23 protein-coding genes, 1 tRNA gene and 1 pseudogene are annotated in these 24,119 nt (G+C 60.0%); 12 read left to right on the top strand and 13 right to left on the bottom strand.

The window, feature by feature from the left end; translation table 11 throughout:
* Positions 1–1,181 precede the first annotated feature (1,181 nt).
* Complete coding sequence (locus tag AC0L2J_RS32955) at positions 1,182–2,510, top strand: MFS transporter (RefSeq protein WP_473395746.1); 1,329 nt, start codon at positions 1,182–1,184, stop codon at positions 2,508–2,510.
* Between the two features lie 426 nt (positions 2,511–2,936).
* Here the strand turns inward: AC0L2J_RS32955 and AC0L2J_RS32950 are convergent, their stop codons facing one another.
* The 5 genes from AC0L2J_RS32950 to AC0L2J_RS32930 all read right to left on the bottom strand — a co-directional run bounded on the left by AC0L2J_RS32950 (position 2,937) and on the right by AC0L2J_RS32930 (position 7,488).
* Positions 2,937–4,151: an NAD(P)/FAD-dependent oxidoreductase gene (locus tag AC0L2J_RS32950; protein WP_473395749.1), complete on the bottom strand. Its 1,215-nt coding sequence runs from the start codon at positions 4,149–4,151 to the stop codon at positions 2,937–2,939.
* Positions 4,152–4,168: 17 nt separating this feature from the next.
* Positions 4,169–5,041 carry a sugar phosphate isomerase/epimerase family protein gene (locus tag AC0L2J_RS32945; protein WP_473395745.1) on the bottom strand — a complete coding sequence of 291 codons (873 nt, stop codon included), beginning with the start codon at positions 5,039–5,041 and terminating at the stop codon, positions 4,169–4,171.
* Positions 5,042–5,070: 29 nt separating this feature from the next.
* Entirely contained in the window at positions 5,071–5,391 is a 321-nt protein-coding gene (locus tag AC0L2J_RS32940) for a non-heme iron oxygenase ferredoxin subunit (protein ID WP_473395744.1), read from the bottom strand.
* Between the two features lie 136 nt (positions 5,392–5,527).
* Positions 5,528–6,541 (bottom strand): sterol desaturase family protein, encoded by a 1,014-nt coding sequence (locus AC0L2J_RS32935; RefSeq protein ID WP_473395743.1) that lies wholly within the window; start codon positions 6,539–6,541, stop codon positions 5,528–5,530.
* Positions 6,542–6,552: 11 nt separating this feature from the next.
* Entirely contained in the window at positions 6,553–7,488 is a 936-nt protein-coding gene (locus tag AC0L2J_RS32930; protein WP_473395742.1) for a ribokinase, read from the bottom strand.
* Positions 7,489–7,733: 245 nt separating this feature from the next.
* Between AC0L2J_RS32930 and AC0L2J_RS32925 the strand changes: the two genes are divergently transcribed.
* From AC0L2J_RS32925 to AC0L2J_RS32895, 7 genes and pseudogenes are all read left to right on the top strand, one after another.
* Positions 7,734–8,621, top strand: coding sequence for a helix-turn-helix transcriptional regulator (locus AC0L2J_RS32925; RefSeq protein ID WP_473395741.1), 888 nt, complete (start codon positions 7,734–7,736; stop codon positions 8,619–8,621).
* 234 nt (positions 8,622–8,855) lie between these two features.
* Positions 8,856–10,124 carry a Tm-1-like ATP-binding domain-containing protein gene (locus AC0L2J_RS32920; protein ID WP_473395740.1) on the top strand — a complete coding sequence of 423 codons (1,269 nt, stop codon included), beginning with the start codon at positions 8,856–8,858 and terminating at the stop codon, positions 10,122–10,124.
* Positions 10,117–10,941: a phosphoenolpyruvate hydrolase family protein gene (locus AC0L2J_RS32915; protein ID WP_473395748.1), complete on the top strand. Its 825-nt coding sequence runs from the start codon at positions 10,117–10,119 to the stop codon at positions 10,939–10,941. Before AC0L2J_RS32920 ends, AC0L2J_RS32915 begins: the two co-directional genes overlap by 8 nt.
* A 32-nt stretch (positions 10,942–10,973) precedes the next feature.
* Complete coding sequence (locus tag AC0L2J_RS32910) at positions 10,974–12,752, top strand: FAD-dependent oxidoreductase (RefSeq protein ID WP_473395739.1); 1,779 nt, start codon at positions 10,974–10,976, stop codon at positions 12,750–12,752.
* Between the two features lie 352 nt (positions 12,753–13,104).
* A pseudogene (locus tag AC0L2J_RS32905) lies at positions 13,105–13,698 on the top strand (pyruvate kinase); the annotation flags it as partial.
* A 112-nt stretch (positions 13,699–13,810) separates the two neighbouring features.
* Positions 13,811–14,032 (top strand): hypothetical protein, encoded by a 222-nt coding sequence (locus AC0L2J_RS32900; protein WP_473395738.1) that lies wholly within the window; start codon positions 13,811–13,813, stop codon positions 14,030–14,032.
* A 20-nt stretch (positions 14,033–14,052) separates the two neighbouring features.
* The gene (locus AC0L2J_RS32895) at positions 14,053–14,478 is read left to right on the top strand and encodes a hypothetical protein (protein ID WP_473395737.1); all 426 of its coding nucleotides are present in this window, start codon (positions 14,053–14,055) and stop codon (positions 14,476–14,478) included.
* A 1,094-nt stretch (positions 14,479–15,572) separates the two neighbouring features.
* Here the strand turns inward: AC0L2J_RS32895 and AC0L2J_RS32890 are convergent.
* A complete protein-coding gene (locus tag AC0L2J_RS32890; RefSeq protein ID WP_473395736.1) occupies positions 15,573–15,794 on the bottom strand; it encodes a hypothetical protein in 222 nt (73 codons plus the stop codon).
* Positions 15,785–16,096 carry a hypothetical protein gene (locus AC0L2J_RS32885; RefSeq protein WP_473395735.1) on the bottom strand — a complete coding sequence of 104 codons (312 nt, stop codon included), beginning with the start codon at positions 16,094–16,096 and terminating at the stop codon, positions 15,785–15,787. The genes AC0L2J_RS32890 and AC0L2J_RS32885 overlap by 10 nt, the downstream gene beginning before the upstream one ends.
* Positions 16,097–16,776: 680 nt before the next feature.
* Between AC0L2J_RS32885 and AC0L2J_RS32880 the strand changes: the two genes are divergently transcribed.
* The gene (locus AC0L2J_RS32880; RefSeq protein WP_473395734.1) at positions 16,777–16,953 is read left to right on the top strand and encodes a hypothetical protein; all 177 of its coding nucleotides are present in this window, start codon (positions 16,777–16,779) and stop codon (positions 16,951–16,953) included.
* Positions 16,954–16,967: 14 nt separating this feature from the next.
* Here the strand turns inward: AC0L2J_RS32880 and AC0L2J_RS32875 are convergent, their stop codons facing one another.
* On the bottom strand, positions 16,968–17,156 hold the full coding sequence (locus AC0L2J_RS32875) for a DUF7662 domain-containing protein (RefSeq protein WP_473395747.1): 189 nt from the start codon (positions 17,154–17,156) through the stop codon (positions 16,968–16,970).
* A gap of 539 nt (positions 17,157–17,695) precedes the next feature.
* Between AC0L2J_RS32875 and AC0L2J_RS32870 the strand changes: the two genes are divergently transcribed.
* Positions 17,696–17,929, top strand: a complete 234-nt coding sequence (locus tag AC0L2J_RS32870) for a hypothetical protein (protein ID WP_473395733.1) — start codon at positions 17,696–17,698, stop codon at positions 17,927–17,929.
* A gap of 1,372 nt (positions 17,930–19,301) precedes the next feature.
* Here the strand turns inward: AC0L2J_RS32870 and AC0L2J_RS32865 are convergent.
* The 3 genes from AC0L2J_RS32865 to AC0L2J_RS32855 all read right to left on the bottom strand — a co-directional run bounded on the left by AC0L2J_RS32865 (position 19,302) and on the right by AC0L2J_RS32855 (position 21,556).
* Positions 19,302–19,376 (bottom strand) — tRNA-Val (locus tag AC0L2J_RS32865).
* A gap of 156 nt (positions 19,377–19,532) precedes the next feature.
* A complete protein-coding gene (locus tag AC0L2J_RS32860; protein ID WP_007600524.1) occupies positions 19,533–20,831 on the bottom strand; it encodes a coiled-coil domain-containing protein in 1,299 nt (432 codons plus the stop codon).
* 119 nt (positions 20,832–20,950) lie between these two features.
* Entirely contained in the window at positions 20,951–21,556 is a 606-nt protein-coding gene (locus AC0L2J_RS32855) for a DUF1134 domain-containing protein (protein ID WP_007606270.1), read from the bottom strand.
* Between the two features lie 139 nt (positions 21,557–21,695).
* Between AC0L2J_RS32855 and AC0L2J_RS32850 the strand changes: the two genes are divergently transcribed.
* Positions 21,696–22,181, top strand: a complete 486-nt coding sequence (locus AC0L2J_RS32850) for a YHS domain-containing (seleno)protein (RefSeq protein ID WP_063993798.1) — start codon at positions 21,696–21,698, stop codon at positions 22,179–22,181.
* A gap of 13 nt (positions 22,182–22,194) precedes the next feature.
* Here AC0L2J_RS32850 and AC0L2J_RS32845 read toward each other — a convergent pair whose 3' ends face one another.
* Positions 22,195–23,022 (bottom strand): 3'(2'),5'-bisphosphate nucleotidase CysQ family protein, encoded by an 828-nt coding sequence (locus AC0L2J_RS32845; RefSeq protein ID WP_473395732.1) that lies wholly within the window; start codon positions 23,020–23,022, stop codon positions 22,195–22,197.
* Between the two features lie 171 nt (positions 23,023–23,193).
* Here AC0L2J_RS32845 and chpT point away from each other — a divergent pair, with 171 nt between their 5' ends.
* Positions 23,194–23,847 carry a histidine phosphotransferase ChpT gene (chpT, locus tag AC0L2J_RS32840; protein WP_007600529.1) on the top strand — a complete coding sequence of 218 codons (654 nt, stop codon included), beginning with the start codon at positions 23,194–23,196 and terminating at the stop codon, positions 23,845–23,847.
* A gap of 14 nt (positions 23,848–23,861) precedes the next feature.
* On the opposite strand, the gene AC0L2J_RS32835 is transcribed toward chpT, so the two are convergent.
* The coding region (locus tag AC0L2J_RS32835) for a hypothetical protein (RefSeq protein ID WP_473251435.1) at positions 23,862–24,119 on the bottom strand (258 nt) is incomplete at its 5' end.

The raw sequence follows: 24,119 nt of genomic DNA, 5'->3' as shown, positions 1-24,119 counted from the left end.
AATCCTGCATTCCAAAAACAGTCCACAAAGTCAAATGCGATCCTAGCTCAATCGCTTAGCCGCTCTTCACGGACGACTAGATATCGCGCACCATTGATGATGCGTACCTCCGCCGCGCAGCTTGATTTCTCGTTGATCGCCTTCGTGAACGTGTAGGTCGCGGCGACGGTTCGCCGAGATGCACTCCACGCAGGAATCGCAGCCGATCCTATTCGTAAAACAGAACGGGACGACCGCATCGCCGTTCCGACGCCCGCCATCAGGCCAACCAGCAACGCGCCCTGAACGACGCGACCGCCCAGTCCGTTGTGGCTGGGCATACGCTTCGCCGAAATGATTTGGATGAGATGCCACTGCGATGTCGGTGAACGCGATCACATCGTCCTCTCCGATCGTCTTCTGGGTGGAGACGGATTTTCCGATCAGCTCTCCAGCGAAGTCTGTTTTTCATGGCGTCTCCTTTTCGAGACAGAATCTCTCACATTGCGCGATACGGCGCGATCGGCGCTGTGAGGTCTCCGCTCGCGCCTAGAGCGAGTGAATTCTCCGGATGAGGGAACGAAAACATCATCACTCCTAAAGAGGTGGACCAATTGAGATATATCAATCACCTAGAGGCCGCAGACTTTGCCATCAATTTATAGTAATGAAATCAATGCAACAATTGGAGATCGGATATTTTTAACGGAGCCCATCCAGAGCAATACATCAAATGGAGTGTAGCAATATCTACATTGTAACGCATCAATATTGACATTGGGCTATATGCATGGTGTGCTCTTGGGAACGATAGGCTAGGGCAACAGATCGCCCTGCCTTCGCGGGACCGCGAGAGCGACGTTCGTTTCCGCCTTCCCTCCGCGGACTTGCAGCAGACTGCAGCGATGTGCCGCCAACAAAAAAGATCACGATGACGCGCAAAGCGCGTGAGCAGAAGGAGAGGAACAATGACTTCGGGCGAAGGTCCTGCACGCGCCTACTTTTTACCAAGTTCGGAACAATCGCCTCGACGGCGCTCGTCGGGGAAACGTCAAAACGATTTGTCAAGAGCGGCGGGGCCAGGCGCGAATGCGCTCCCGGCCTATCGACGCGAACGTCGCCGACGTTCGATGACCGCTCAGTCCGCATTCGGCTCTTCGATGAGCCTCATCAATTCATTCTGACAATCGGAAGCAGCATCAATGCAAGCCTCTGTACAAACATTCGACGACAACACCATTGAACTGGAAAAGCCCGTTGCGACAAGGTCGATGACGCTTGGCCTCGGCGGCGGCGTCGCTCTCGAGTTCTATGACTGGCAGCTCTACGGCTTCATGGCGGCATTTCTGTCGCCACACTTCTTTCCGGCTACCGATCCGGTCGTATCTCTGCTCGCCGGGCTCGCAGTTTTCGGAGCCGGCTTTGCCGCTCGCCCTATCGGTGCAGCGATTCTCGGTCCGGTCGCGGATCGCATCAGCCATAAGGCGGTGATGATGGTTGCGGTGTCAGCGATGGCGCTTTCCTCGCTAATGATCGCACTACTGCCGGGCTACAAGGACCTCGGCATCGCCGCCACGATCATCCTCGTCACTCTCCGGCTGGTCCAAGGCTTGGCCGTCGGCGCCGAAGCAGGTGTCGCGAATGCGATCGCGATCGAATTGGCTCCGCCTGGACAGGAGGGGCGCTACCTCGGCCTGATCAACGGCACCTTCATCATGGTGGGCTCGATCGGTGCCAGCCTGGTCGCCTTCCTCGTCAGCGCCGCCGTTAGCCCGGGAGTCATGAAAGATTGGGCTTGGCGAATTCCTTTCGGCGTTGGCGGCGTTCTCGGTCTGCTGATCATCTATCTTCGTCAAACCCTTCCGGAAACCTTGATTGCCCGCGCCCTGCATCACGCGGATGAGGACACGCGTATCCAAGATACGACCGGAGGAGTTTGGAAGGCACTCTGGAAGGCGCGGCTGTCGCTGCTGGCGGCCATTCTGGTGGTCGGCAGCGTGCAACTCGCAAACTACACCTACAATTTCGGCCTGCCCAATATCGCTAACGGCGTGTTCAAGGAGAACAGCACCTACGTGTACGGCATCGTGACGCTCATGGGCGCCATTTGGATGGTGTTCTCGCCAGCGATCGGCGCCTTCGCGGATAGGATTCGGCCTTCGCGGGCATTTGTCATGATGCGGTTGCTGCTCATTCCCGCGTTCTTCTTGCCGCTGTTGTATTCTGAGAAGAATATTGTGGTCTATTCCGTTATCATGTTGGTGGGCGGCACACTGGTCGGCTGCAACATGGCGCTGTACAATTTCATTGCCACGACCTTGATGCCGAGAAACGTTCGGACAACCGGGGTTGCGCTGGGTTATGCCGTCGGAGCGACGATATTCGGCGGTACAACGCCATTTCTGCTGCTGTGGCTTCAGCGCTCGAATCTCTCTTGGATATTTCCGGTCTACGGCACGGCCATCGCACTGCTCAGCATCACGGTGTATGTGATCGCTAAGAAGCGGGGCGGGGTCTACGTCCGAGACTAGGCGTTTTAACATATGCGAGCGCGGCGCATCATTCGCGGCGCGCTCGGCCTGCCGCGTTGGGTCGGTCGGCGCCGAATTGCGCGCATTTCGTCGACGATATCACATCATCAATTGCGAACAGGACCAACGTGCTGTGAGTTCCTCAAGCGATCGAAGGCGTAGCGGGTGCCGTCAGCCATGCCTGCGGTGGAGTGAGTTGCTTGAGGCCTATCGCGAAGACCAATGGTGGTTCGCGGCATCTAGCCAAGATAACGTTCCGCGCATTGCCATGACATCTCCGGATCATGGAGCTGAGTTTGCGGGTACTATAGTTGCCCGTGTCTTCCCGACTTTGCCCAATACTACGGGGCCTGAGCGGGATCTCTTACGTACGACGCGACGATCTTCAACGTGGCGGGGCCTTAGGCCCTGTCGAACGTTAAATTCCTAAACCAGTAGAGCTTTCATGTTTATCGCGGGGTCTGCGAGAGCCTCTGCCCTGGGGCTAAGCCTCCTACTGATCATGATCTCGGCAAAACGTATTTCTCTGGCTACAGAGCCCAGGCTCCCGAATCCGCACGCGGCCTCGAGGCGTCCGTCGGCAGCTAGGTAAAACAGAACCCGGCCGCTCGTGCCGAGATCTCTGATGATGGGCACTTCTCCTTCCGGACAAAGTCCGACGATTTGCAGTGTCTCGTCGTATTGATCTGACCAAAACCAGGGAATGTCCTCGTAAGGACGGTTCTCGCCCAGCATGTTCGCCGCCGCAGCTGCTCCTTGCCGCTGCGCGTTCCGCCAGGCCTCCAGCCTGATGCGCTTTTTATAGAGGCGATGCGGAAAGGAACAGCAGTCACCCGCCGCGAAAACGTGCGGATCCGAAGTCGCGAGCATCTCGTTCAGGATGATGCCGTCGTCGACCACCAATCCGGCCGTTTGCGCCAGTTCGACATTCGGCGTCGCACCGATCCCAACGATCACCAGATCGGCCAAATGCGAACGACCACCGGCCGTCGCCACGTTGGAGCGTCCATCGCTGATGACGATACGTTCGACCATAGCGCCTGTCTCGATGCGTACACCAGAACTCTCGTGCTTGGCCCTGATCAGCTCAGCCATAGAAGCTGGCACTGACCGCGTAAGCAGCCGCGATCCTGCCTCGAGTACGGTCACCAAGGCACCTTTCGAGACCGCACTCGCGGCAACCTCAAGGCCGATGAAGCCGCCGCCAATTACCACCACCTCGCATCCTTGACCGATGACTTGGCGGATGCGCGTAGCGTCCTCGAACGTTCGCAGCGTCGCGACCTTGGCTCCTTCGGCAATCGGAACGCGCAGTTTCCGAGGTCGAGCTCCCGTCGCCAGCAGGAGTCGGTGATACGCTATTCTTGATCCGCTTGAGAGCGTGACGGTGTTAGCCACGCGATCAATTGAAACCACTTCGCTTCCCTGGAGATAATCAATCCCCAGCTCGACAAGGCGTTCTGACGTGACAATCAGTTTGGGCCCGGGGTTCACCTCGTCAATCAGAAGCGCCTTGGACAGAGGGGGGCGCTCATACGGCAGCATCGTTTCATTGCCGACCAGGACCACGATGCCCCGCCAGCCGCCCTCTCGCAGGGCGATGGCCGCGGCCATGCCGGCCTCGCCCGCCCCAACGATCACTATTGTGGATTGGTCACTCAAGCGGGCGAACCATTTCCGAACGACGGCTGCGCATCGATAGCCGCACTCTCGAACAGATTGCGCACCAGGCATTTGAGTAGGAGAGCTTCCTCCCAGCGATCTGTGGTGTCGTTGCCGTGGCGATCGCCAATTGCATAAGGCTGCGGGCCAAGTTCGCACGCGAAAGTGAGACGTGCATCTGCACCGGCGCGTCTTTGCCAGCTCTTGAAGCCGTATTTCCACCACCTGAGGAACAGGTCTAGCCACACCTTGTGTTGAGGGAATGTGATCTCGACCTGTATCTGCTCGCGGGATGCAACGCGACCATGGAATGCCCAGGTGCGGTCGAGCACTTGCCGCACCAGCGCCTCGTCTTCGTTCGAGATGGGATACCAGAATTCGCGGCCCAGCAGGAAATGTGAGAGATCAGCAAGCATGCACATCTCTGGGACCTGATCCATCAAATCGAGTGTGAAGAAGAGATCGGTCATCCTATTGCGATGCGTTTCGAAGTAGATCGGCATGTCCGCATCTCGCGCCAACCTGATCCAGCCTTCCAGCAGCGGGATACAGTCGGCGATACGGCGCGGGCGGATGTCAGGCTGGACGTTGAGATGCAAGACGTCGAGCTGCCTAGCGAGATCAATGGCAGCTTTCAAATGATCCACTGTCTGGGGGAAGCACATGCCCTCGACTGCAAGTCCTGAGCCGGCTAGGGCACGCGCAATCAGGGCGACGCGCGCGGGATCAGTGCATGAGGTGCTGATGCCGTCGAACCCCGCTTCCCGGATCATCGCGATATTGTGGTCGATAGAACGTTCGACCCCATCGGGCTGGCGCCGTTCCATCGCCCAAAGTGACTGTAGTACAAGCAAGCTCTGCTTCGACATTGTCTTGCATTCCGGCCTTTTGGCCCCGCTCAGAGCTTGATGAAGACGGTGCCGTTTTCGACCTTAAGCTCGTAAGGGCGCAGATCGACGCATGCAGGCAGTGCACGCGACTCGCCGGTTCGGTAATCGAAGGTCCCGAAGTGCTTGGAACATTCAATGATCCCCCCATCAACAATGCCATCCGAAAGATGGACTTTCTCGTGAGAGCAGTGGCCGTCGATCGCGTAGTAGTCGCCTTCCGGCGAGCGAATAATTGCAAACGTGCGGCTGCCGTGATCGAGCCGAAGGACCTCCTCGGGCATCAATGCATCGGTAGGGCAGGCCGCAACCCATTCACCTTGACCAGTCATTCTGTATTCCTCTGGGTCTAACTCGCAACCATTGCGCCGACGCCTTCGAATCTGCGAGTGCGGCTGGCGCCGTTTGTTGGATGTAAGCGAAGCGCATGTGCTCAGCGTTCATAAGAAGAGCCGGCCAACTTGAGAGCTAGTTGCCGCGTGCCCACTTCTTGGCCTTTATGCGCTTGTACATCCTCTCGTCGGCTTCCGGAGAGCCGTCGTGGTCTGTGCCGAACCACTCGTCGAGCGGGATGCGCCGCTCACCGTAGTTCACTTCGAAATACTTGTGGTGCAGGTAGTGGTAAAAGTTGTCCGTGTTGATGGCATTCGCATCGTCCACAACCACTCTGTCGAAACCTGTGTGAGACTTCGCTGGCGACAATCCCGCGTGCATGAGCTGAAACATTGCGTGCACGGGGTGGGAGGGCACGACGAAATGGATCAGCACGCCGGAAAAATAGCCGATGTGTTCGAGCGTAGACGCTGACAAGCCGGACCATGGTCCCGGGTTGACGTTCTTGTGGTGTACCTTATGTACGAGATGGTACAGCGGTCCCACATGCATGACCCGGTGAATCAGATAGAAGTGCAACTCGCGCCAGGCCGGCATTACCAATACAAGGACGGCGCAGTACACCGGGTGCGTTCCGAAATCGACGTACGGCAAATAGCCGTTGGCGTACATCCACCAGGTGAGGGCCTCGTATGCGGTCCATACCGGCACGCCGCTACACATCGTCCAAAACACGTTCTCGGCGGTCTGGCTTCCGAACATAAACGTCGTGCTATGGGTGTCGGGCCATTTTGCATTGTACTTGAAGTTAGTTTGCTGACGCCGTTGGACATAAAGGATGAAGTGAAAGCCGCCATAGACAAGAATTGTCAGCACGGCATTGCGCAGCAGGATGAGCAAAATCCAATCAGAGTGGAATTCCCGCATCGTATCGAGCGCCGGAGTTAGATAGAACCACGATGCCAGCGCGATCGCGAAATAGAGGGTATTCCAAGGCAAGAGGTACCCCGGCAACCAACGAAGAATCTTCCTCGGCTGCACCGGCCACACAAAAATAGGGGCGCGTTGTGGCCTCTTGCTCGGCGTCCAATTCCCGCGTTTGTCACGCGTGCCGTATAAGGCGTGATCCATGTTGTCGTTCAGGTTCATTCTGCTTCCTTTCAACCCCTGGCGGAAATCGAACGATACATCTCGTCGGCGGCTTTGCGCGTTGCCATGCCAGGAATAACCCCGAGCTTCGTGCAGACCAGGGCACCACAGCAAACCCCGAACCGCGCAGCGTCGATCACATCCCGGCCCTCGGCCAAAGCCACAGCGAAGCCGGAACTAAACGCGTCGCCAGCGCCCGTCGTGTCCACTACTTCGACTTCGGCAGCAGGAATGGCCGCGTCGATCGTGTCGGTGACGATAAGCACGCCGCGGTCGCCAAGAGTTACGATGACATTGGCGGCGCCGCGCTTGCGCAGCATCTCCACTAGCTCCCGCGAGGGCCGCGGATCGTCCGGCCGCAACCCAAGCAGAATACGAAGTTCGCTTTCGTTTGGCGTCAGGTAATCGACCAGCGGGAAAATCTCGTCGGGAAGCGGCGCGGCGGGGGCCGGATTGAGGACGGTCTTCTTGCCGTGCTTCCGGCCCAACTCCATGGCTCGCATTGCGACTTCGACCGGAGGTTCGAGGACCGCCATGACGACGTCGCTTTCCCGAATGCGGCTCTCAGCGCGGTCCACAAAATCTGCATCCATGGCGTTGGTGGCGCCATAGTCCATGATGATGAAGTTCTCGCCGCGCTCATTGAGAATGATGAAGCCCACCGCCGTCGGACTTGCGGCAATTTGCTTGACATACGCCGTGCCCACGCCTTCGGCCTTGTAGAGGTCGGTTGCCATATCGGCAAACTTGTCTTTGCCGATAATGGCCACTAGCGATGAATCCGCCCCCAGCCGAGCGGTCGCAACCGCTTGATTTGAACCCTTGCCACCGGGCCCCAGATCGAAACTGCTCCCCAGCATCGTGACGCCGAAGACCGGGATGTTCGGAGCGCGAATTGTAAGTCCCACCGCGAAGCTGCCGACGATGGTGATTCTTGGTTTGCTCATCATTTCCTCCCCTGAATGTGCTTGAAGTCAGCGCGATGCTCGGATGCCTGCACAGTATGGGCTCGAGGAAATAACCGAGGCCAACGTTGCGGCACAATTCGCGGGCGTGAGCGTCGGCACCGTCTCCTCCCTGAACCCTCGCATCGAGCTCCCAAGGCTGCGAAACGTGCATCCAGGAATGCGGCTCGGCGAGCTTGTTTGTTAGTCGTTGTGAGGGAGCGTAGATGTGGGAGTCGCGAGTGGGAATGGACAAAATACGCTCCTGTTTATATAAAACGCGCATGGCTTTATTACTGCAGCGCACACGTTTTCCTGAGAGCCATCAGTATGTCCTTCCTGATGCCGCCTGGACTCGCTGCGCCTTTACGGTACTGAGGGCTGGCAAAGTCATCACGGCGCGTGACCATCACATCGCGCGAGATTGCTATCCGGGCCAAGACATTCTGTACTGTGCGGCGGGGCGCGGCTTCGTATCCAGCGAGGGCCGTATATTAAGTGTTGGGCGCAATCAGTTGATCTGGATTGCCAACGAGACGCCACACGCGCACTGGCCGGATCCAAGCGATCCCTGGACCGTTCTATGGGTACGGATAGACGGACCGAACTGTGCGGCCATTCGGCGAAAAGTATTCGGCACCGGCGCAACGCGGGCAACGATATCGGCGCCGAAAGACATCGAACGGTGGTTTCGAAATCTGTTTGATGTCTTGCGCACCAGAGATGTTAGCGTTGATCTGGCCCTCAACCACCTTGTCGCGGAACTGCTGCATTTCATCACAACACCTTCGTCTAAGCAGGGTGAGTCTCGCCTTCCCGCTCCATTGCGTACCATCGTCTCAAAGATGAGGCAGGCTCCGGAGCGATGTTGGCATGCCGAGGAATTAGCCTCGGTCACCGGCCTTAGTGCGGCACAGACGCGGAGGCTATTCCAAAGGCACTTGCAGATCAGCCCAAGGCGCTGGCTGATTCGAGAGCGGATTTTGATGGCCCAAAAGTTACTCTTGGAAAGCGACGCAGGTCTTGGTGCTATCGCCGAACGCTGCGGTTTCTGCGACGTCTATCACTTCAGTCGTGAGTTTAAGCGCAGCACCGGCACAGCCCCCAGAACTTGGCGACGGGCCGAAGGGAATTGAAACGGTTGCGGGATTCCTCCCGGCACTCGTAAGAAAAGATCGTTGCGTCTGGGTGTAGAGGCGCATTGGCATCCCTCAGGAAAACGCTGCCCAACCCCGAGGGGGAAGTGGTTCCATTCTTTGACCTCGCACGCATCTACCCAATCTTACCCAATCACACCCGTCACCGATGTTAGAACCCGTTTCGGCCCGGTCTAGACCACATGCTGCTAAGAATGATCCGGGAGGAAGAACGTGTCTCACCATTGCACGGACGACCAGGAGTCGGTCCGGGATGGTAATCTGTCCGCGCGTCCGGCTGCGGCCTGCGGCACGGTCGCCATCGTGGCCACGCTGGACACGAAGGGTCTGGAGGCCTCCTTCCTCTCGGATGTTATCGTAGCATGCGGACGAAAGACCGTCCTGATCGATATCGGCACGTCTAATAGCGAGGTGAGGGTAGGCACAGCCACCGAACCGGGCGGCGGGCGCTCAGCTTCGCCCGCCGAGCTGCTGAAACAAATCGCCGAGACCACTCGCACAAATGTAGCTGACCTCCTTGCCGCCGGCGCCATCAGTGCGATCATAGCCGTTGCAGGAGGCAAGGGGAGCGCGGTTTTCGGCGAGATCGTGTCTGATTTGCCCTACGGCTTCCCGAAGCTGCTCGTGACCAGTGCAAGGCCAGCGCTCCTCGCTGAGCTCGCGATCCACAACGACATCATCCTTTATCCGACGCTCGTCGATCTTTTCGGCATCAACGCCTTCACGGCAAGGGTGCTGGAGAATGCAGGCCGAGCCATTGCGGCCATGCGCTATGTGGCGGCGAAACAGAGGCGCGAACGGAAGATTGTTGCGATCACGGCCTTCGGTGTCACAACGCCCGCGGTAAATCAGTGCATGGCGCGTCTAGCCGAGGCTGGCGTGGACGCGATCGTCTTTCCTGCCAATGGTGCAGGTGGCCGCAAAATGGAGCAGCTGATAGCTGCCGGCGAATTCGATGCCGTGCTCGATCTGACCACAACGGAATTGGCCGATGAACTCTTGGGGGGCACGGCCAGCGCAGGACCCGATCGTCTCAAAGCGGCCTCGCGGCAATCGATCCCGCAAGTCATTGCGCCCGGCGCCGTCGATATGGTCAATTTTGGTCCGCCGACCAGCGTTCCTGAGCAGTTTCGCGGCCGGCATTTGTACTCCCATACGCCCTACACGACTTTGATGCGCACCACGCCCGCGGAGAACGCAGCCATTGGCCGGCTTACGGCCGAGCGGCTTTCGCAAGCCCAGGGGCCGGCAACCGTGCTTTGGCCCGCGAAAGGCGTGTCCGATTACGACCGCGAAGACGGCGTTTTTCGTGATGCCGACGCTGACAAGGCTTGGCTCGATGCGGTCAAGGACAATCTGATGCCTCACATCACGACCAGCGAGCTGAATTGTCACATTAACGATCCCGAATTCGCCGAGGCCGCTGTGACATGGCTCCTGAAACAATTGTGTCACGGAGGCTTGTCCTGTGCGGATGTTTGAACGAACCGAAATTCTTTCGAACATTGCAGGTCAGGTCGCGGAGGGAAAGGCAATCCTTGCCGCGGCGAGCAGTTGTGGCCTGGTCGCAAAATGCGCTGCACTCGGAGGGGCGGATATGCTGGTGGTCTACTCTACCGGCCTCTCGCGGCTCATGGGGCTCCCCACCAGCCGAATCGGTGATTCCAACGCGCGCACGCTTGAGCTTGCAGCAGAGATCCGCAATGTCGTCTCTTCCGTACCTGTCATAGGCGGCGTCGAGGCCTGGGACCCCCTGCGCCTTGACCTCGATGCTCTTCTCGACAAGTTCGTGGCCGCGGGTTTCTCCGGCGTGATCAACTACCCGACCATTTCCACGATGGGCGAGAAATGGCGCGACCGCCGCGGCCGAGTGGGACTCGGCTTCGAGCGCGAGGTCGAGCTGATTGCGACAGCCCGCAAGAGGGACATTTTCTCGCTCGCCTACGTCGCGAGCCCCGAAGATGCCGAGGCCATGGCAATCGGCGGAGCCGACTGCATCGTCCCTCACGTCGGTGCGACGCGCGGCGGGCTCGTCGGCCATGAGGAGGGACAATCTATTCGGCAGGCGATCGACCGCATCAACGAGATCCACGCAGCTGCCAAGGCGGTCCGCTCGGACATCGTACTGCTCTGCCATGGGGGGGCGATCGCGGAGCCGCAGGACACGTTGGAGGTCTACCAGTCGACCGAGTGCATCGGCTTCGTTGGAGCCTCCTCCATCGAAAGAATCCCGATTGAGCGGGCGGTGAAAGCTGCGGCAGAGGAGTTCAAAGCCGTTCCTCTTCCGCGACATCACTGACGTTCATCGCAAAACGTGGGAGCGAGGCGGTAATGAACAAGCCGATCAATCAATCAGGCAAACAAAGCGCGGTGGCACTGCCGCAAACGGACGCTACTCAAACATTCGAAACAGACGTGCTCGTGGTCGGTAGTGGCGCAGCCGGCCTTTCGGCAGCACTCTACGCGGCAAAGAACGGATTTCGCGTGACGGTCTGCGAAAAATCGTCGCGTCTCGGCGGGACCACAGCGCTGTCAAACGGCATGATCTGGGTTCCCTGTTCGCTTCAGGCGCGCTCCGCGAAGATTGATGACTCGCTACCAAAAGCCAGAACCTATCTAGAGCATGAGCTTGGCAATTATTATCGGCAAGACTTCATCGAAGCCTACCTTGAGGACGGCCCGACCGCGCTTGCGGCACTCGAGACCGGGACAGAGGTCAAATTCACGCTGGCCTCGGCGCCGGATTATCACTCAAGCCAGGTCGGCGGAGTTGACAAGGGCCGGGCACTCAGCCCTGCACCCTATGATGCCCGGCTGCTCGGCTCCGACTTCGATCTGATCGGAGACCCCATTCGCGTTGTGCTCGGGGGGATGATGATCTCCTCCAGCGAAGTCCGAAGCTTCCTGAATCCGTTTCAATCCTTTGCGTCCCTCAAGCATGTCCTGCGCCGCATCAGTCGCTACACGCGGGATCGCTTGAGCTACAGGCGTGGCACCGAGTTCAGCGGAGGCAATGCCCTGATTGCGCGCTTGCTCGTAAGTTTGCGGAAGTTCGGCGTGGAAATATGGCCGGCATCTCCTCTCCTTGAGCTCATCAAGGAAGATGGCCGTGTCACGGGGGCAATCGTCAAACGCGGGAATTCCGAGATCCGCGTGCGCGCGTCCCACAGTGTCATTCTCGCAACCGGCGGCTTTGCTCGTAACGCGCGGCTGAGAGCCGAGTTGAGCGGCCCGCACCAGCATGACGATACGCTGGCTCATCCGGATGTCACGGGCGATGGCATTGAGCTTGCGAAGAAGATCGGAGCTGCGATTGATAAGGATGTCGCTTCCCCAGGCTTCTGGACGCCAGTCTCGATCCTCAAGAATGGCATCACCGGCGCGCAGGTTGTTCCGTACGGCTGGCTCGACCGCGGACGCCCCGGCGTCATCGCGGTTGCACCAAACGGGCGGCGTTTCGTTAACGAATCCAACTCCTACCACGACATTTGCCTGGCAATGTTTGGAAACGGATATCCCGCGGACAAGCGGTTCTACTTCATCTGCGATCACGAGTTCGTCCGGCTGAGGGGGATGGGACATCTGCTTCCCTGGCCTTGGACGCTGAGCATCCGGAAATACGCGCGGCTCGGCTACCTCAAACAGAGCCAAACGATCCCGGAACTCGCCAGGCAAATCGGACTGGATCCCGCCGAGCTTCAAAGGACGGTCGAGGAGCACAATGCGCACGCGGCCGCAGGCGTCGATCCGCTCTTTAAACGCGGTGAATCGGCCTTCAACCGGACGCTCGGCGATCCTTCAGTGGGAACGAAAAATCCAAATCTCGGGCCCATCCGGAATGGCCCCTTCATCGCGCTGCCGATCGTTCCAGCAACGCTCGGCACGGCCGCTGGCTTGGCGACCGATAGCTGCGGCAAGGTTCTTGACGCAGAGCGCAAGCCAATCCCCGGTCTTTATGCCTGCGGTAACGACATGACCTCGCCGATGCGTGGAATTTATCCGGGAGCAGGCATCACAATCGGTCCCGGAATAGTCTTCGCTTACCGGGCCGTTGCGAACATCCTGGCATCCTCTCATCGCGTTCAAAAAACGCTCGCTTCCGGCACTTGAAGTTGAGACGTGGCGACGCAAGGCGAGCGCTATGGTGTCGCTGCTTTCAGGCCTTTGGGAAGGAAGGATCTAGGTCTTAGTTCGCACGCATGTCGGATTCCTTGGTCAATCAGCTCTGCCGCGCGAACTTGAAGTGTCTATGCCAGCGTGGCCCTGACGCGTTTCCCTTCGCTCGCAGGAAGGAGTCAACCGAAAGGACGCTGTCGCTTACGGACGCCCCACGCTCGTGTTCCATTCGATCCGTGGGGGCGGCGAAATATGCCTCATCACGCGACATTCTGATCACCATCGTCGAAGGTTGCCGTTCGACTTCATTCACGCGGGTTTCATCCTCTGAGGTCGGGGATCAATGATGCGGCGCTCGCGCCTTGCCAAGATCATTGCGACCGTTGGTCCGGCATGAGCCGCAGCCGAAAGACTCCGTGCTCTCTATCTCTCGGGAGTAGATACGTTCCGGCTGAATTTCAGTCAGGGAGCCCGACGATCATGCAAAGGTCTATGCATCAATCCGCAATCTCGAATGGGAATTCGGCACGCCAATCGGCGTCCAGCAAGATCTGCAAGGACCGAAGATCCGCATCGGCACGGTTGAAGGTGGTAAGCTCGATCTGCGCGACGGCGAGAGGGATCGATTTGTACTCAACGGAGCGGCCGGCGGAAAAGCAAGCGATCCCGCCGCCTCATCCGGAAATATTCGCAGCCGTGTATCCCGGCCAGAACCTTGTCATCGACGGCGGCGCGAGTGCGCCTAAGCATTGAAAGTCCCAGGGACGGGGAGATCTTTGCGGCGTTTCTCGCCGGTGCAGCAATTCGCGATCACAAAGGAGTAAACAAACCTGCCAGGGGCGCTGCTTGATATATATCTTTTGACAAAGAAGGTCGCGCCGACCTCGCCTTCGGCCTCGAACTCGGCGGCGACTGGGTCGCCTTGTCGTTCGTTCCTCGATGCCGGTTAGGGCGCCTAATATGAAACACAGCAAATTTCCCCGGACTAGGAACACCAGCCGGCGCCGCGAGGTTCTTCCACGCTAGGGCTAGGGCTTACGGAGTTCTCTTCCATGGCTACCCAAATCGTGATCGACCACACAGGCGACAGCAGACATTTTTTTGACCAAACCGACCCCGAGGGGCTGGCCAAGGCTGAGCGGCGCTTTAAGAAGATGACAGACCAAGGATTTACCGCTGCTACTCGGACGCCGGCCGGCGATCTCAAGGCCGTACGGACATTTGATCCGGCTGCGGACGAGACGCTGTTCTACCCGCGGCTCGTCGGCGGCTAGCCACTCTCGTGGGCACAGTAATGTTTTTGTTCAGACGCGACGGCGTCGGCAGCAGTGCGCGTTTGCGCTCCCTGCGTTCGCTGTATCGGAGCTTCATCGAGCAAAATGGGCCGGAAGCGCGTGCGCGGCGTCTTTTGCGCGATTGGCTATCACCGGATCAGCGTGCGCAGTTTGATGACGAGGGTTATTTCGAAGTCACGGGCTCTCACACCGGGCGACGATATCGAATTTATCAGGGCACCATGGGCAATGTTTTGGAGCTTGATGAAGAAAGACAACCTAAGACCGGGTGGTGTTTCATTCCCGAACGGCCGCTGGCAGCTGGCGACGTGATGCTCGCCCAGAAGATCGCGCTCGAAACCGACGAAGCCGCGGTGCTCGCGCTTGCCCGCCGGTTTTCTCCGAGACTGCCATCCCTGCCCCGAGTAGTGCGGCGTGCTTACTAGGCCCCACGGCGGGGCCGCCACTTGTGACGGCGGCGACCCCTCGCCGCGAAGGCGCCGTTACGCGAGACGAGGACGACTTCGCGACTTCATGCAGCATCGGGTCCGCTGTCGGCCGGCGCAAGAACATCCGCGCGTTAGTGTTACTTGGGCCGCCTAAAGGTGCCTAATAGCGTGACGGATTGGTCCCGCGCGACCATCGCTTCAACACGTTGCAGGGTCCGCGCGAATTCAGATTGAAGATGCCGAGCGTGCGCCGCATCTTTTGCCTCTGAGAGAAAAGCAATCTTCACCAGGAAGCGGTTCAATCGCGATGTGACGAGAAGATTGTCAGAGTGTTGCGAGCGCAAGTTCGTGATCTGTCGTCGCATCTCAACGAGATCGAACCGGTCATCGTCGGGCTTACTCGCCAAATGAAGCTCGCACGGTTGTGGCGGATAAACGAAGGCGCCGCGCCGAATATCTTGGCGCGACGGCCTCGCCATGGTGAACCCGAACGGGGCAATGTTCGGTGCAGAGAGGCTAGCGCTCCGTAGCTCCGATGCAATCGAAGACGCGGATTAAGCTTGATGTCGCCGCGGAAAGTTAAATCTGGAACAGCGCTGCTGTGGGCGACAGCACGCCAGCGCGTCCAGTTCGACGGGCTTGTCCAGCATCGTCCCGGCGACGCGGTCTTTGATCGGGGCCTAGCTTTTCGCCGCGCCGGGCGCCGCGCCGAACGGTGTTGACGTTCTGCCCGGTCTTCGAAGCCGTGCCGTCGTGAACGCAGACGACATTTTGTCGTTTGCGTTACGCTTTCCGTGTGCCCGGTTGGAAGCTCTGGCGCCGGCAGCCTTCGCGCGCCCCGCCGGCGTCAGGTGGCGACGGATCGTTCTATTGGTCAGGATTGCCGATATCGAACGCGCCTAGACGGTAATCTTCGGCCACCGCTCGCTCGTCCGCCATTTGGGTGATCAAGGTGAACGTCGCGTCGGGGTAACGCGTCCACACTTCAATGACCTCTGACGTGACGTTTAGATATCCGAAAAAGCACTTATATCGACCCGGCTCCGCCACCCGGCCAATTCTGTCCCAATTGATCTTATTAACGCGCATCGCTAGCCCCACTCGTTCTCAGGCAGCGAACCGGGCGGCGGTTTAAGTTCTTCGAGGCCGGCTTCGATCACCGCCAGTTCATCTTGGATCGCTCTGATCGCGTTTTCTGGGTTGATGCCGGACACGGCTTGCAGCTGGTCGAGCACCTTGCCACGATGTGCCAGCAAGTCCGTCAGCGCGCGACGGTCCCGTACCCTCACGTAGCCGGCGACGATCAGTTCCATGGCCTTTGATACGTTCGTCGTTTCCCACCGGTTTGCGGGTTATCGTGGCGGCTGAGTTCTGTCAGACCGGCTTCGGTCATGCGATATTCGACACCTTCGCGCGTTGAGCGTCGCTCCAACCATCCATTTCGTAAAAGAGCGAGCGTTGTTCCGGGGTGATCGGGAAGCTTCGAAGAAGACACCCAATCGCGGTCACGAAGAGGATCGAGCATTTGCCGGTGATACTGATTAAAAAGCGGCCTGCGCTTTTCGTGACGACCGATGTCTTCACCTATCGTTTCAAGCGGGCGTTCGGTTTCCATGGCCGTTTGTTGCCATCGCATCGTTTACGATCAGTTGCGGATCCGGCAATGTTTTCTAAATGGTTCATGGATATTGATCTGCGGCATGGATCACCAGGACCTATCTGCTTGGTTCTTTCCGACTCTCAGGCCGAGCTACGCTCATCTAGCAGCGTGGATGACGCGCGGTAATCGCGCGCCTGAGCCCAGCCGCTTGCCGGCGCCCCCGCGCTCAGAGCGGCCAGCTCGCTTTCCCAACCCGCCGCGGCGGCCAGCGCCGCCGCGCGTTTAGACATTGCGGGCATTGCGAATGACGAACGATCGCACATCGACACGTCCGTGGTTGCCGGACGAAGAGGCGGAATTGCTCTCGCTCTTTGGCGCAGGTGCCACAGCTGAGGAGGTCGGCGAACGGCTAGGCCGCACCCGCCAAGCGGTTTACGCTCGCTTGCAGCGCTTTCAAAAACAGCGGGGGCGAGCGAGTAGGACGAGTGGGAAAGTCTTTGCTCAGTTACTAGAGTGATCGAGCAACGGCGATCCATCTCTAGGGTCGCAAGATCACGTCCGCAGCGGAATCAAGGTAGCGATCCGACATGGTCCGTTCGCCCTTGCTGAAGTAACCCTCAACCGGTACATCGAAGGTTCAATTGCCTCAGCTTCAAAAGGCGCCAGGCTGGAAGCGATCGCATTGAGGTCGACCGATGACCAGCCCGACTGATGAATTGCGTGTCGCGGTCTCTGCCGCGATCGAGCAATCGAAGGCGGCGCGGCAGCTTCCTTACCTGTCGCCGGACAATTGCCAGACGTTAAACAAGCTGATCATCACCGGACTTCAATCCGTATTGTTCCAGCGCGCGAAGACCTTCGACGAGCGCTAGGCTGTACGGATCGTTCAAGCTCGGCGGAATTCGACGGCGTAGTTCTTGATCGAAGCATGCGCACGAAATCCCGCATTCATCCACGCCCATGCTTGGGTGTGCCCGGCCTTCATGGAGCTTTCGTTGCTCCACCACGCCGTAAATTTGTGTGCCGATGCCGGAAGCTTTCTCCCAAGTATCTTTTCCATTTCGGAGAAGGTCAGCCGAACGATCTATCCACGCGCGCTCAACAACCGTTGATGCAATGGTTCGTAGATCGATTTTCGGAAGCTCATGGTCTCACCGCAGGCAAGGGCAAACATGGACGGTCCTAGAGCAAGTATGTGCCGAGCTTCCGCATGGTGGCGACCATGAGAACCGAAAGTACATCGCCGAGCACAATCCAATCGGCTGAGACAGGAAAAGTACCTTAAGAGACAATGGGCTGAGCGTGGGCCCCGCCGGCGCTGGCGGGCGCCCCACTTAGGGCGCTCCCGTCCTTGAAGGATCGCTGCATCGCTCGGCTGCCACCACTTGTCTCTTGTTCTTTTATATTCGAGCAAGCACGAGGTTGTGTGAGAACTTTCCCTCCGCAGGTGTTCGAGTGCTGAAAGCAACCTCGTGAGAGCGAGCCCCACGGCGGTCGACAGCGCGGCCGGACTCGGGCTGTTCGAGCAGAAAGACGGCGCATCACAAGGGGCAAACGCTGCCAATCGCCGTGGTTGCAATGCTAAAAGTTCCTGGCCGACTGACTGGGGGCAGCATGGTTAAGGCATTTCGCAATATGGTCATGGCACTTACTTTTGTAGGAGTTGCCGGTTGCAACATGTTTTGGAATTTCATGAACGACTATATGGCCTGCGGCCTTGCGCTGGCGGCTTCAGTTACAGCCGGCTTATGCGTTGAGCGCATCTTCATCGAGCGGTCCCGTCGGGAGATGATCCGGCTCCACGGCGCGGACTGGCATTCAGCGGAAAAACGACAGCTCGACTTATGAGCGTCACCCGTCGCACGCTCGTCGTTTTTACTCCGATTGTTCGCATTCAACCCGAGGGGCCTAGCCCGATGATCAAACTGGTCCATCCATTCCGGTTCGCTCGCATCGAACGCCTGCGAGAGCTGCTTGAACGAGACTACGAAATGGCAGTTGATCCGAATGCGGGCGTGAGCACCACGAGGCTGGTGAGACCCGATCCGCCAATGCTCGACGCAGGGGTGGTACTCGGTCGTAATTCAGGAGGCCGCGAGCTGGGTCCTTCGTTGTGAATAATGCGAGCGCTACGCCACCGCAACCGGTCAATACGCTCGAGTACCATCACGATCTGGAAGGGCGACGACCATAGCCGACCCCGAGGTAGGCGGGATGCCGAAAGCGAACTCCCCGGCTCCATTGGTCCTACCGCTTTACAATTTTGCCAGGGGGATCTCGTCGTAGTCGTCACCATCGCCGCCAGCGAGGTGCTCAACCTAGATGAAGGGATGCTGCCAGCCCAGGCAGTCAAGCAATAGACGATCAACGAACCGGAAGCGGTTTTGGACTTCGTTCCAAGCTGCCGATCTTCAACCGCGAGATCGGGGTGCTCTTTGCGCCGCTGATGCGTCCTGCTGACACGAAGCCACTAGCGATTACGAATGAATCGGCTGGGTCAAAGAGCTTGTGATACTTTTCCGCAGTGGAAAGACTAAGACGGCGCGGAAGACTCGTAAAGCGGCCTGAGGACTCAACTGGACCGTAGAAGAAACAAAACCCGCCGTCGCGTCGGGCCTTTCGGCGCCGAGGACTGTCCTCATCGCTCCGCGAGTGCGGAAACAAGAAAGGGTCGCATTCGCGCGACCCTGCCGGAAAAATTTGTTGGGAATGAAATAACAGCCCCGGCAGGAGCAATCCTGACTCCTTCAATAGGCCTGAGAAATCCGTAGTAGCACGGTGTTCCGGTGCCGGGTCCGAACGCGTCCTAGTTTCCCGAAACGAGCGTCCTCTCAGGAGAGCACCTAGCGCCAGGGCGCTGGCCTGTCTCCAACCTCAATGGCCGAGTTTGAAAACCGTAATGACAGTTCTTAAGGAGAGCGGAAATCCAGCTCTCGAAGCGACTGCCACCGCGTATTGAAGGCACTGCGGGCTGCATCGAATGACCTCACAATCGTGCAACCGCGATTCGACGCGAGCCCTCCAACTCCATTGATCCTTGTCGCATAGCGATTGTGCAGACGCGGATTTCGTCGTGAAACACTAACGAGCTTTCGGGGGCGGAGCGGCGGCCGAAGGTAGAGGGCCGAGTTTTTTGCGATGTGCCCCTGTTGTGCCCCAGACTTTTCGGGGCACAAACTGGGGGAAGCAACCCGCTAAGTTATTGTAGCTATGGGATTAATGGTGGGCGCACAAGGGATCGAACCTTGGACCTCTCCCGTGTGAAGGGAACGCTCTCCCGCTGAGCTATGCACCCGAAACCATCATGCAGGCGACCCGAGTTTCGGCCGCCGGCGCTTTGGAGCCCGCGATTTAGAAGTGCGGGCCGAAGGTGTCAAGTTTCGAGGCGCTGCCGGGCCGGAAAACCTTCCCCCCGACCCGCAATGCGGCAGTGAGACCGTCTTGGGGCCGCTTACGCGCCCTGCTGGCGGGCGCGGGAGGCGTGGGCCTGGAGCGCGCGGATGCGTTCGGCCAGTGTTCCGCCGCCTTCGGGCAGGGTGCCTGCGGCCGTGCCGTTGGTCGGGGCGTCGTTGGCCGGGCGCGGCGCCGGCCTCGGCGGCTGGCCGGCCTCGGCCGCGAGCAGGGCCTCGATCGGCGAGTTCGGGCCTTCGAGCTGCATCGCGAGCTTGGCCACCTCGGCGGCGATGTCGTTGATGCGTTCGCGCAGCAGCGCGTTCTCCATCCGCTCGGTCGCCCAGGAGCTCTCGGCCTGTTGCTGGATCGCGTTGATGTCGCGCTGCAGCTTGGCGCGCTCGTCGCGGGCGGTGCGGAGCTGCTCCTCCAGCGCGGTCTTTTCCGCGCGGATCGATTCCATCGCGGCCGAGGATTTGCCGCCGCTCAAGGCCGCGATCTCGACGCGCAGTTCCTTGATGGTGCGCTCGTTGCCCTCGTTGGCCTGGCGGAGCTGGTTGTTCTCATAGTCGCGCTCGGCGAGCAGCTTGCCCTGCGTGGCGAGGCGGCCCTCGAGATCGCCGACGCGGCCGGACAGCATCTCGGCTTCCTTCACCTGCACGATGAGCTGGCGATCGAGGTCGGTGACGCGCTGGCTCAGATTCTCGACGCGGCCGCGGGCGTCGCCGAGCTCGCGCGATGCGGTCTCGGATTCGGTGCGCTCCTGCGCCAGCCGCGCCTGCGTCGCGGCAAATTCCTTTTCGGCGTCGCCGACGCGGTTCTTCAGCTCCTCGATCTGCGCACGGACCACGACCAGCTCGACCTGGCGGCTCTCCGCCATCATCGAGCGGTCGGACAGTTCGGAATTGATCTTTGCGAGCTCGCCCTGCTTGTCGGTCAGCGCGAGCTCGGCGGCACGCAGCGCTGCGGTCTTGGTGTTGAATTCCTCTTCGGTGGCGCGGAGCTGCTCCTTGACCGCCTTCTCGCGCGCCTCCAGCGCGAAGATCGTGGCGTTCTTCTCGCCGAGCTCGATCTTCATGCGGTTGATGGCGTCGCTCTTCTTGCCGAGCTCGGCGAGCTGGCTCGTGGTCTTGTTCTTGAGCTGATCGACGCTCATCTCCAGCCGTCGCGCCGACATGGCGAATTCGGCGCGGAGCTGGTCCTTGTCAGCCTGGATCTCGGCCATCGACAAGGGCGTGGCGGCCTCGAGCCGGCGCGTGGTCAGGCGCACGGCGCGGTTATGCACCAGCGGCACGATCGCGAGCCCGCACAGCATCGAAAGCAGGAAACCGATCGCCAGGTACATGATCGGTTCGACCATGGGCCAGAACTCCCAAAGCTAAGGAAAAATTTACCAAGGACATTGCATGCGGGGCCGGCAAAAAGCCAGCCCCGACATGTCGTTAACCTTGATCCGTCGCCGGAGGGGAAAGCGGAACGCTAGAACGGGTTCCAGGTCGCGCGCGGGGTGAATTTCAAATAGCCGATATTGGCTCCCAGCCGCAGGCCGAGGCCCGAGCGGATCGGCACCAGCACGATGTTGTTGGCGGTGAGCGCCGTCATGCCGAAGCCGCCGATGATGTAGGCCGAGCCGTCGAGGCCGGCGAAGCGCTGGTAGATCGCGTTGGTGGCGGGCAAATTATAGACCAGCGTCATGGTGCGCGCGCCGTCGCCACCCCAGTCGAAGCCGAGCGAGGGACCCTGCCAATAGACCCTGAGGTCGCCGGCGTTCTTGGTGTAGAGCGTGCCTTCGCCGTAGCGCAGGCCGGCGACGAAAGCGCCGGACCCTTCCTCACCGAGGATATAGCCGTTGGGCAGGCCCCATTGGCTGACTGCCTTCTCGATGATCGAGGCGAGACCGCGCGAGACGTTGCCGAAGAAGCGGTGGCCGGCGTTGACGAGTTCGTCCGGCCCATAGGTGCTGGGCGTCGGGGTCCGCTGCGGCGGCGGCAAATCGGGCGGCGGCGGCTGCTGGGCGGAAGCCGGAATGATCCACCCGACCATCGCGGCAAGCGCGACTGCGGCAAGGCGTGATGCGAAAGTCATAAAAGAACCCCTGGTACCGAATCCGGTCGCTTCCTTAACCTGACGCCAACAGGCACGGCTCTAGGTTGCGCCGGATGTCCCCTCGACTCGGATGTTATCCGCAGCAACTATGACGGCACAACGGCAGGAAGCCAGCCCTTTGCGCCCCGGAATTGCCTTGATCGGCCTTCTGGTCTGCATGCTGTCGGGCATTTGGATCCTCTGCGTGGGGTCGCCGGCGCAGGCGGCCACCACCGAGCGGATCGTCGTCAACCGTTTCAGCGGCGTGGCGATCGAGGGCTTCGACCCCGTGGCTTATTTCGTCGATGGCGCAGCCGTGCAGGGGACGGCCGAGTTCGAGGCGAACCTGTGGGCCGCAGTCTGGCGCTTTCGGAACGAGGGCAACCGGGCCTCTTTCCTGGCCCATCCCGAGGTCTACGGGCCGCAATACGGCGGCTACGATCCGGTCGATATCGCCCGCGGCGTCACCATCGCCGGTAACCCCCGTTTCTTCGCCATCGCGGCGCAGCGGCTCTATCTGTTCAGCCGGGAAGCCAATCGCGACGCCTTCGCCGCCAATCCCGAGCGCTTCCTCTATGAGGTGGGCAAGCGCTGGCCGGCCCTTGAGGACAAGCTCAGCCAGTAGGGCTTTTGCGACGTCAGAGTCTTGCCGCCTGCGGGTCACCCCAGGCGATGAACTCCGGGATGATGAAGCCGCCATCGTGCCGCTCGCCGAAGCGGAGCGCGCCGCCCTTGCCGTCGGTCACGCTGCCGCCGGCGGCGGTCACGACCGCGTAGCCGGCCCCGACGTCCCATTCACAAGTGGGCCCGAAGCGGGGATAGATGTCGGCACTGCCTTCCGCGATCCGGCCGAATTTGACGGCCGAGCCGACGGTCTTCCTGACGGCGTTGGGGCGGTGATCGATGAAGGCCTCGGTTCGGGGATCTCCATGCGAGCGGCTCACCGCGGCGATCCAGGGCTCGCCCAGGGGCGGCAGCTTGCGGGTATGGATCGGCTCCGCAGCGCCGATGGTCGCGCCGTCAAAGCTGACCCGCTCGGCGCCGCGGCCGAGGATGCCGCGCCAGAGCAGCCCGAGCGCCGGCGCGCTGACGATGCCCAGCAGCGGTACGCCCGATGTCACGAGGGCAAGGTTGACGGTGAACTCGTCGCGCCCGGCGACGAACTCCTTGGTGCCGTCGAGCGGGTCGATCAGGAAGAAGCTGTCGCGGAACGGCGGCGAGGCGAGCTGGGTCCGCTCTTCCGAGAGCGTCGGGATGTCGCCCGCAAGCTGCGCCAGCCCGTCCGCGATGATGCGGTCGGCGGCAAGGTCGGCCTCGGTCACCGGCGAGCCGTCCTGCTTGCCGTCGACCCGCATCGCCGTGCGGTTGACCGCGAGGATGGCTTCGCCGGCCTTCACCACCAGCGCGGTGAGCGGCTCCATCAGGTGGGAGGCGGCCGCGCCGTCGATGATCCGCTTCACTTGCATGCCTCATTCATCGGCAATTCCATCCCTAAGCGAGTGATTCGCCGTGGCATTAGGGCCGCTTCGAACCGATCGCAAGCTAGCTGCCACGGGCTTGCGAATGTTAGAACCAGCAGCATTCGTCAAGCATGCTTGATTCGCCGCGTCCGCGCCGTGCAATTCCAGGAACCCTTTATGTCTGACGCTTCGTCACCCGCTACCGTCACCGCTCCAGATGCGCTCGAACTCGCTGCGCTGCTGTGCTCGCGGGTCTGCCACGATCTCATCAGCCCTGTCGGCGCCATCGTCAATGGGCTCGAAGTGCTCGACGACGATCCCAAGCCGGACGACCGCGAGTTCGCACTCGACTTGATACGCAAGAGCGCGAAAACCGCCTCTGCCCGCCTCCAGTTCTGCCGCCTCGCCTTTGGTGCGGCCGGCTCGTCCGGCGCGCAGATCGATCTCGGCGATGCCCAGACCATGGCGCGCGGCCACATCGAGGACGGCAAGTGCTCGATCACCTGGAATCTGCCGCGGATCTTGCTGCCGAAGAATCGCGTCAAGCTGTTGCTCAACATGCTGGTCGTTTCGCAGCACACGATTCCGCGCGGCGGCACGCTGACGATCGATCCGATCGGCGAGGGCGAGACGATGAGCTTCCGCATCACCGCGACCGGACATAATGCGCGCCTGCCGCAGAACATCTCCGAGCTCCTGAGCGGCGAGCGCGGCCCGGCCGCGGATGCGCATGCGATCCAGCCTTATTATACGCGACTGTTGGCTGAGGCTTGCGGACTGACCGTGAGGCTCGCGCACGAAGGCGAGGCCATCACCATCATCGCGTCGTAGATACGCCGCCGCTCTCAAACGTTAATCAAATCTTTACGAGGCGCTTCGACTTGTCCGGAGCGCCTTATCTCTTTGTTGGTTCCGTTCTTTTCCACATACTCAACCATTATTAAACGCTTTGCGGTGAAGCTGGCCCCATTCCGAATTGGCGCATCACGTCTTGTGTGCGCGCCCTCCCTGTATGAAGGCCTGTTTTCATGGATGATCTGTTGCGGGAGTTTTTGACGGAAACCAGCGAGAGCCTGGACACCGTGGACAATCAGCTGGTGAAG

The organism is Bradyrhizobium sp. MV1.5, from assembly GCF_055807615.1.
Note: the sequence above shows the minus strand (reverse complement) of the source record. Positions and strands in the feature narration are given on the sequence as shown.

Coding starts and splice junctions, on each gene's coding strand:
- AC0L2J_RS32910 (WP_473395739.1), top strand. CDS start 10,974: ATGAACAAGCCGATCAATCAATCAGGCAAACAAAGCGCGGTGGCACTG.
- AC0L2J_RS32885 (WP_473395735.1), bottom strand. CDS start 16,096: ATGGAAACCGAACGCCCGCTTGAAACGATAGGTGAAGACATCGGTCGT.
- AC0L2J_RS32935 (WP_473395743.1), bottom strand. CDS start 6,541: ATGAACCTGAACGACAACATGGATCACGCCTTATACGGCACGCGTGAC.
- AC0L2J_RS32945 (WP_473395745.1), bottom strand. CDS start 5,041: ATGTCGAAGCAGAGCTTGCTTGTACTACAGTCACTTTGGGCGATGGAA.
- AC0L2J_RS32925 (WP_473395741.1), top strand. CDS start 7,734: ATGGACAAAATACGCTCCTGTTTATATAAAACGCGCATGGCTTTATTA.
- AC0L2J_RS32930 (WP_473395742.1), bottom strand. CDS start 7,488: ATGAGCAAACCAAGAATCACCATCGTCGGCAGCTTCGCGGTGGGACTT.
- AC0L2J_RS32900 (WP_473395738.1), top strand. CDS start 13,811: ATGGCTACCCAAATCGTGATCGACCACACAGGCGACAGCAGACATTTT.
- AC0L2J_RS32940 (WP_473395744.1), bottom strand. CDS start 5,391: ATGACTGGTCAAGGTGAATGGGTTGCGGCCTGCCCTACCGATGCATTG.
- AC0L2J_RS32890 (WP_473395736.1), bottom strand. CDS start 15,794: ATGGAACTGATCGTCGCCGGCTACGTGAGGGTACGGGACCGTCGCGCG.
- AC0L2J_RS32855 (WP_007606270.1), bottom strand. CDS start 21,556: ATGACTTTCGCATCACGCCTTGCCGCAGTCGCGCTTGCCGCGATGGTC.
- chpT (WP_007600529.1), top strand. CDS start 23,194: ATGTCTGACGCTTCGTCACCCGCTACCGTCACCGCTCCAGATGCGCTC.
- AC0L2J_RS32860 (WP_007600524.1), bottom strand. CDS start 20,831: ATGGTCGAACCGATCATGTACCTGGCGATCGGTTTCCTGCTTTCGATG.
- AC0L2J_RS32915 (WP_473395748.1), top strand. CDS start 10,117: ATGTTTGAACGAACCGAAATTCTTTCGAACATTGCAGGTCAGGTCGCG.
- AC0L2J_RS32870 (WP_473395733.1), top strand. CDS start 17,696: ATGGTTAAGGCATTTCGCAATATGGTCATGGCACTTACTTTTGTAGGA.
- AC0L2J_RS32955 (WP_473395746.1), top strand. CDS start 1,182: ATGCAAGCCTCTGTACAAACATTCGACGACAACACCATTGAACTGGAA.
- AC0L2J_RS32845 (WP_473395732.1), bottom strand. CDS start 23,022: ATGCAAGTGAAGCGGATCATCGACGGCGCGGCCGCCTCCCACCTGATG.
- AC0L2J_RS32895 (WP_473395737.1), top strand. CDS start 14,053: ATGTTTTTGTTCAGACGCGACGGCGTCGGCAGCAGTGCGCGTTTGCGC.
- AC0L2J_RS32880 (WP_473395734.1), top strand. CDS start 16,777: ATGACCAGCCCGACTGATGAATTGCGTGTCGCGGTCTCTGCCGCGATC.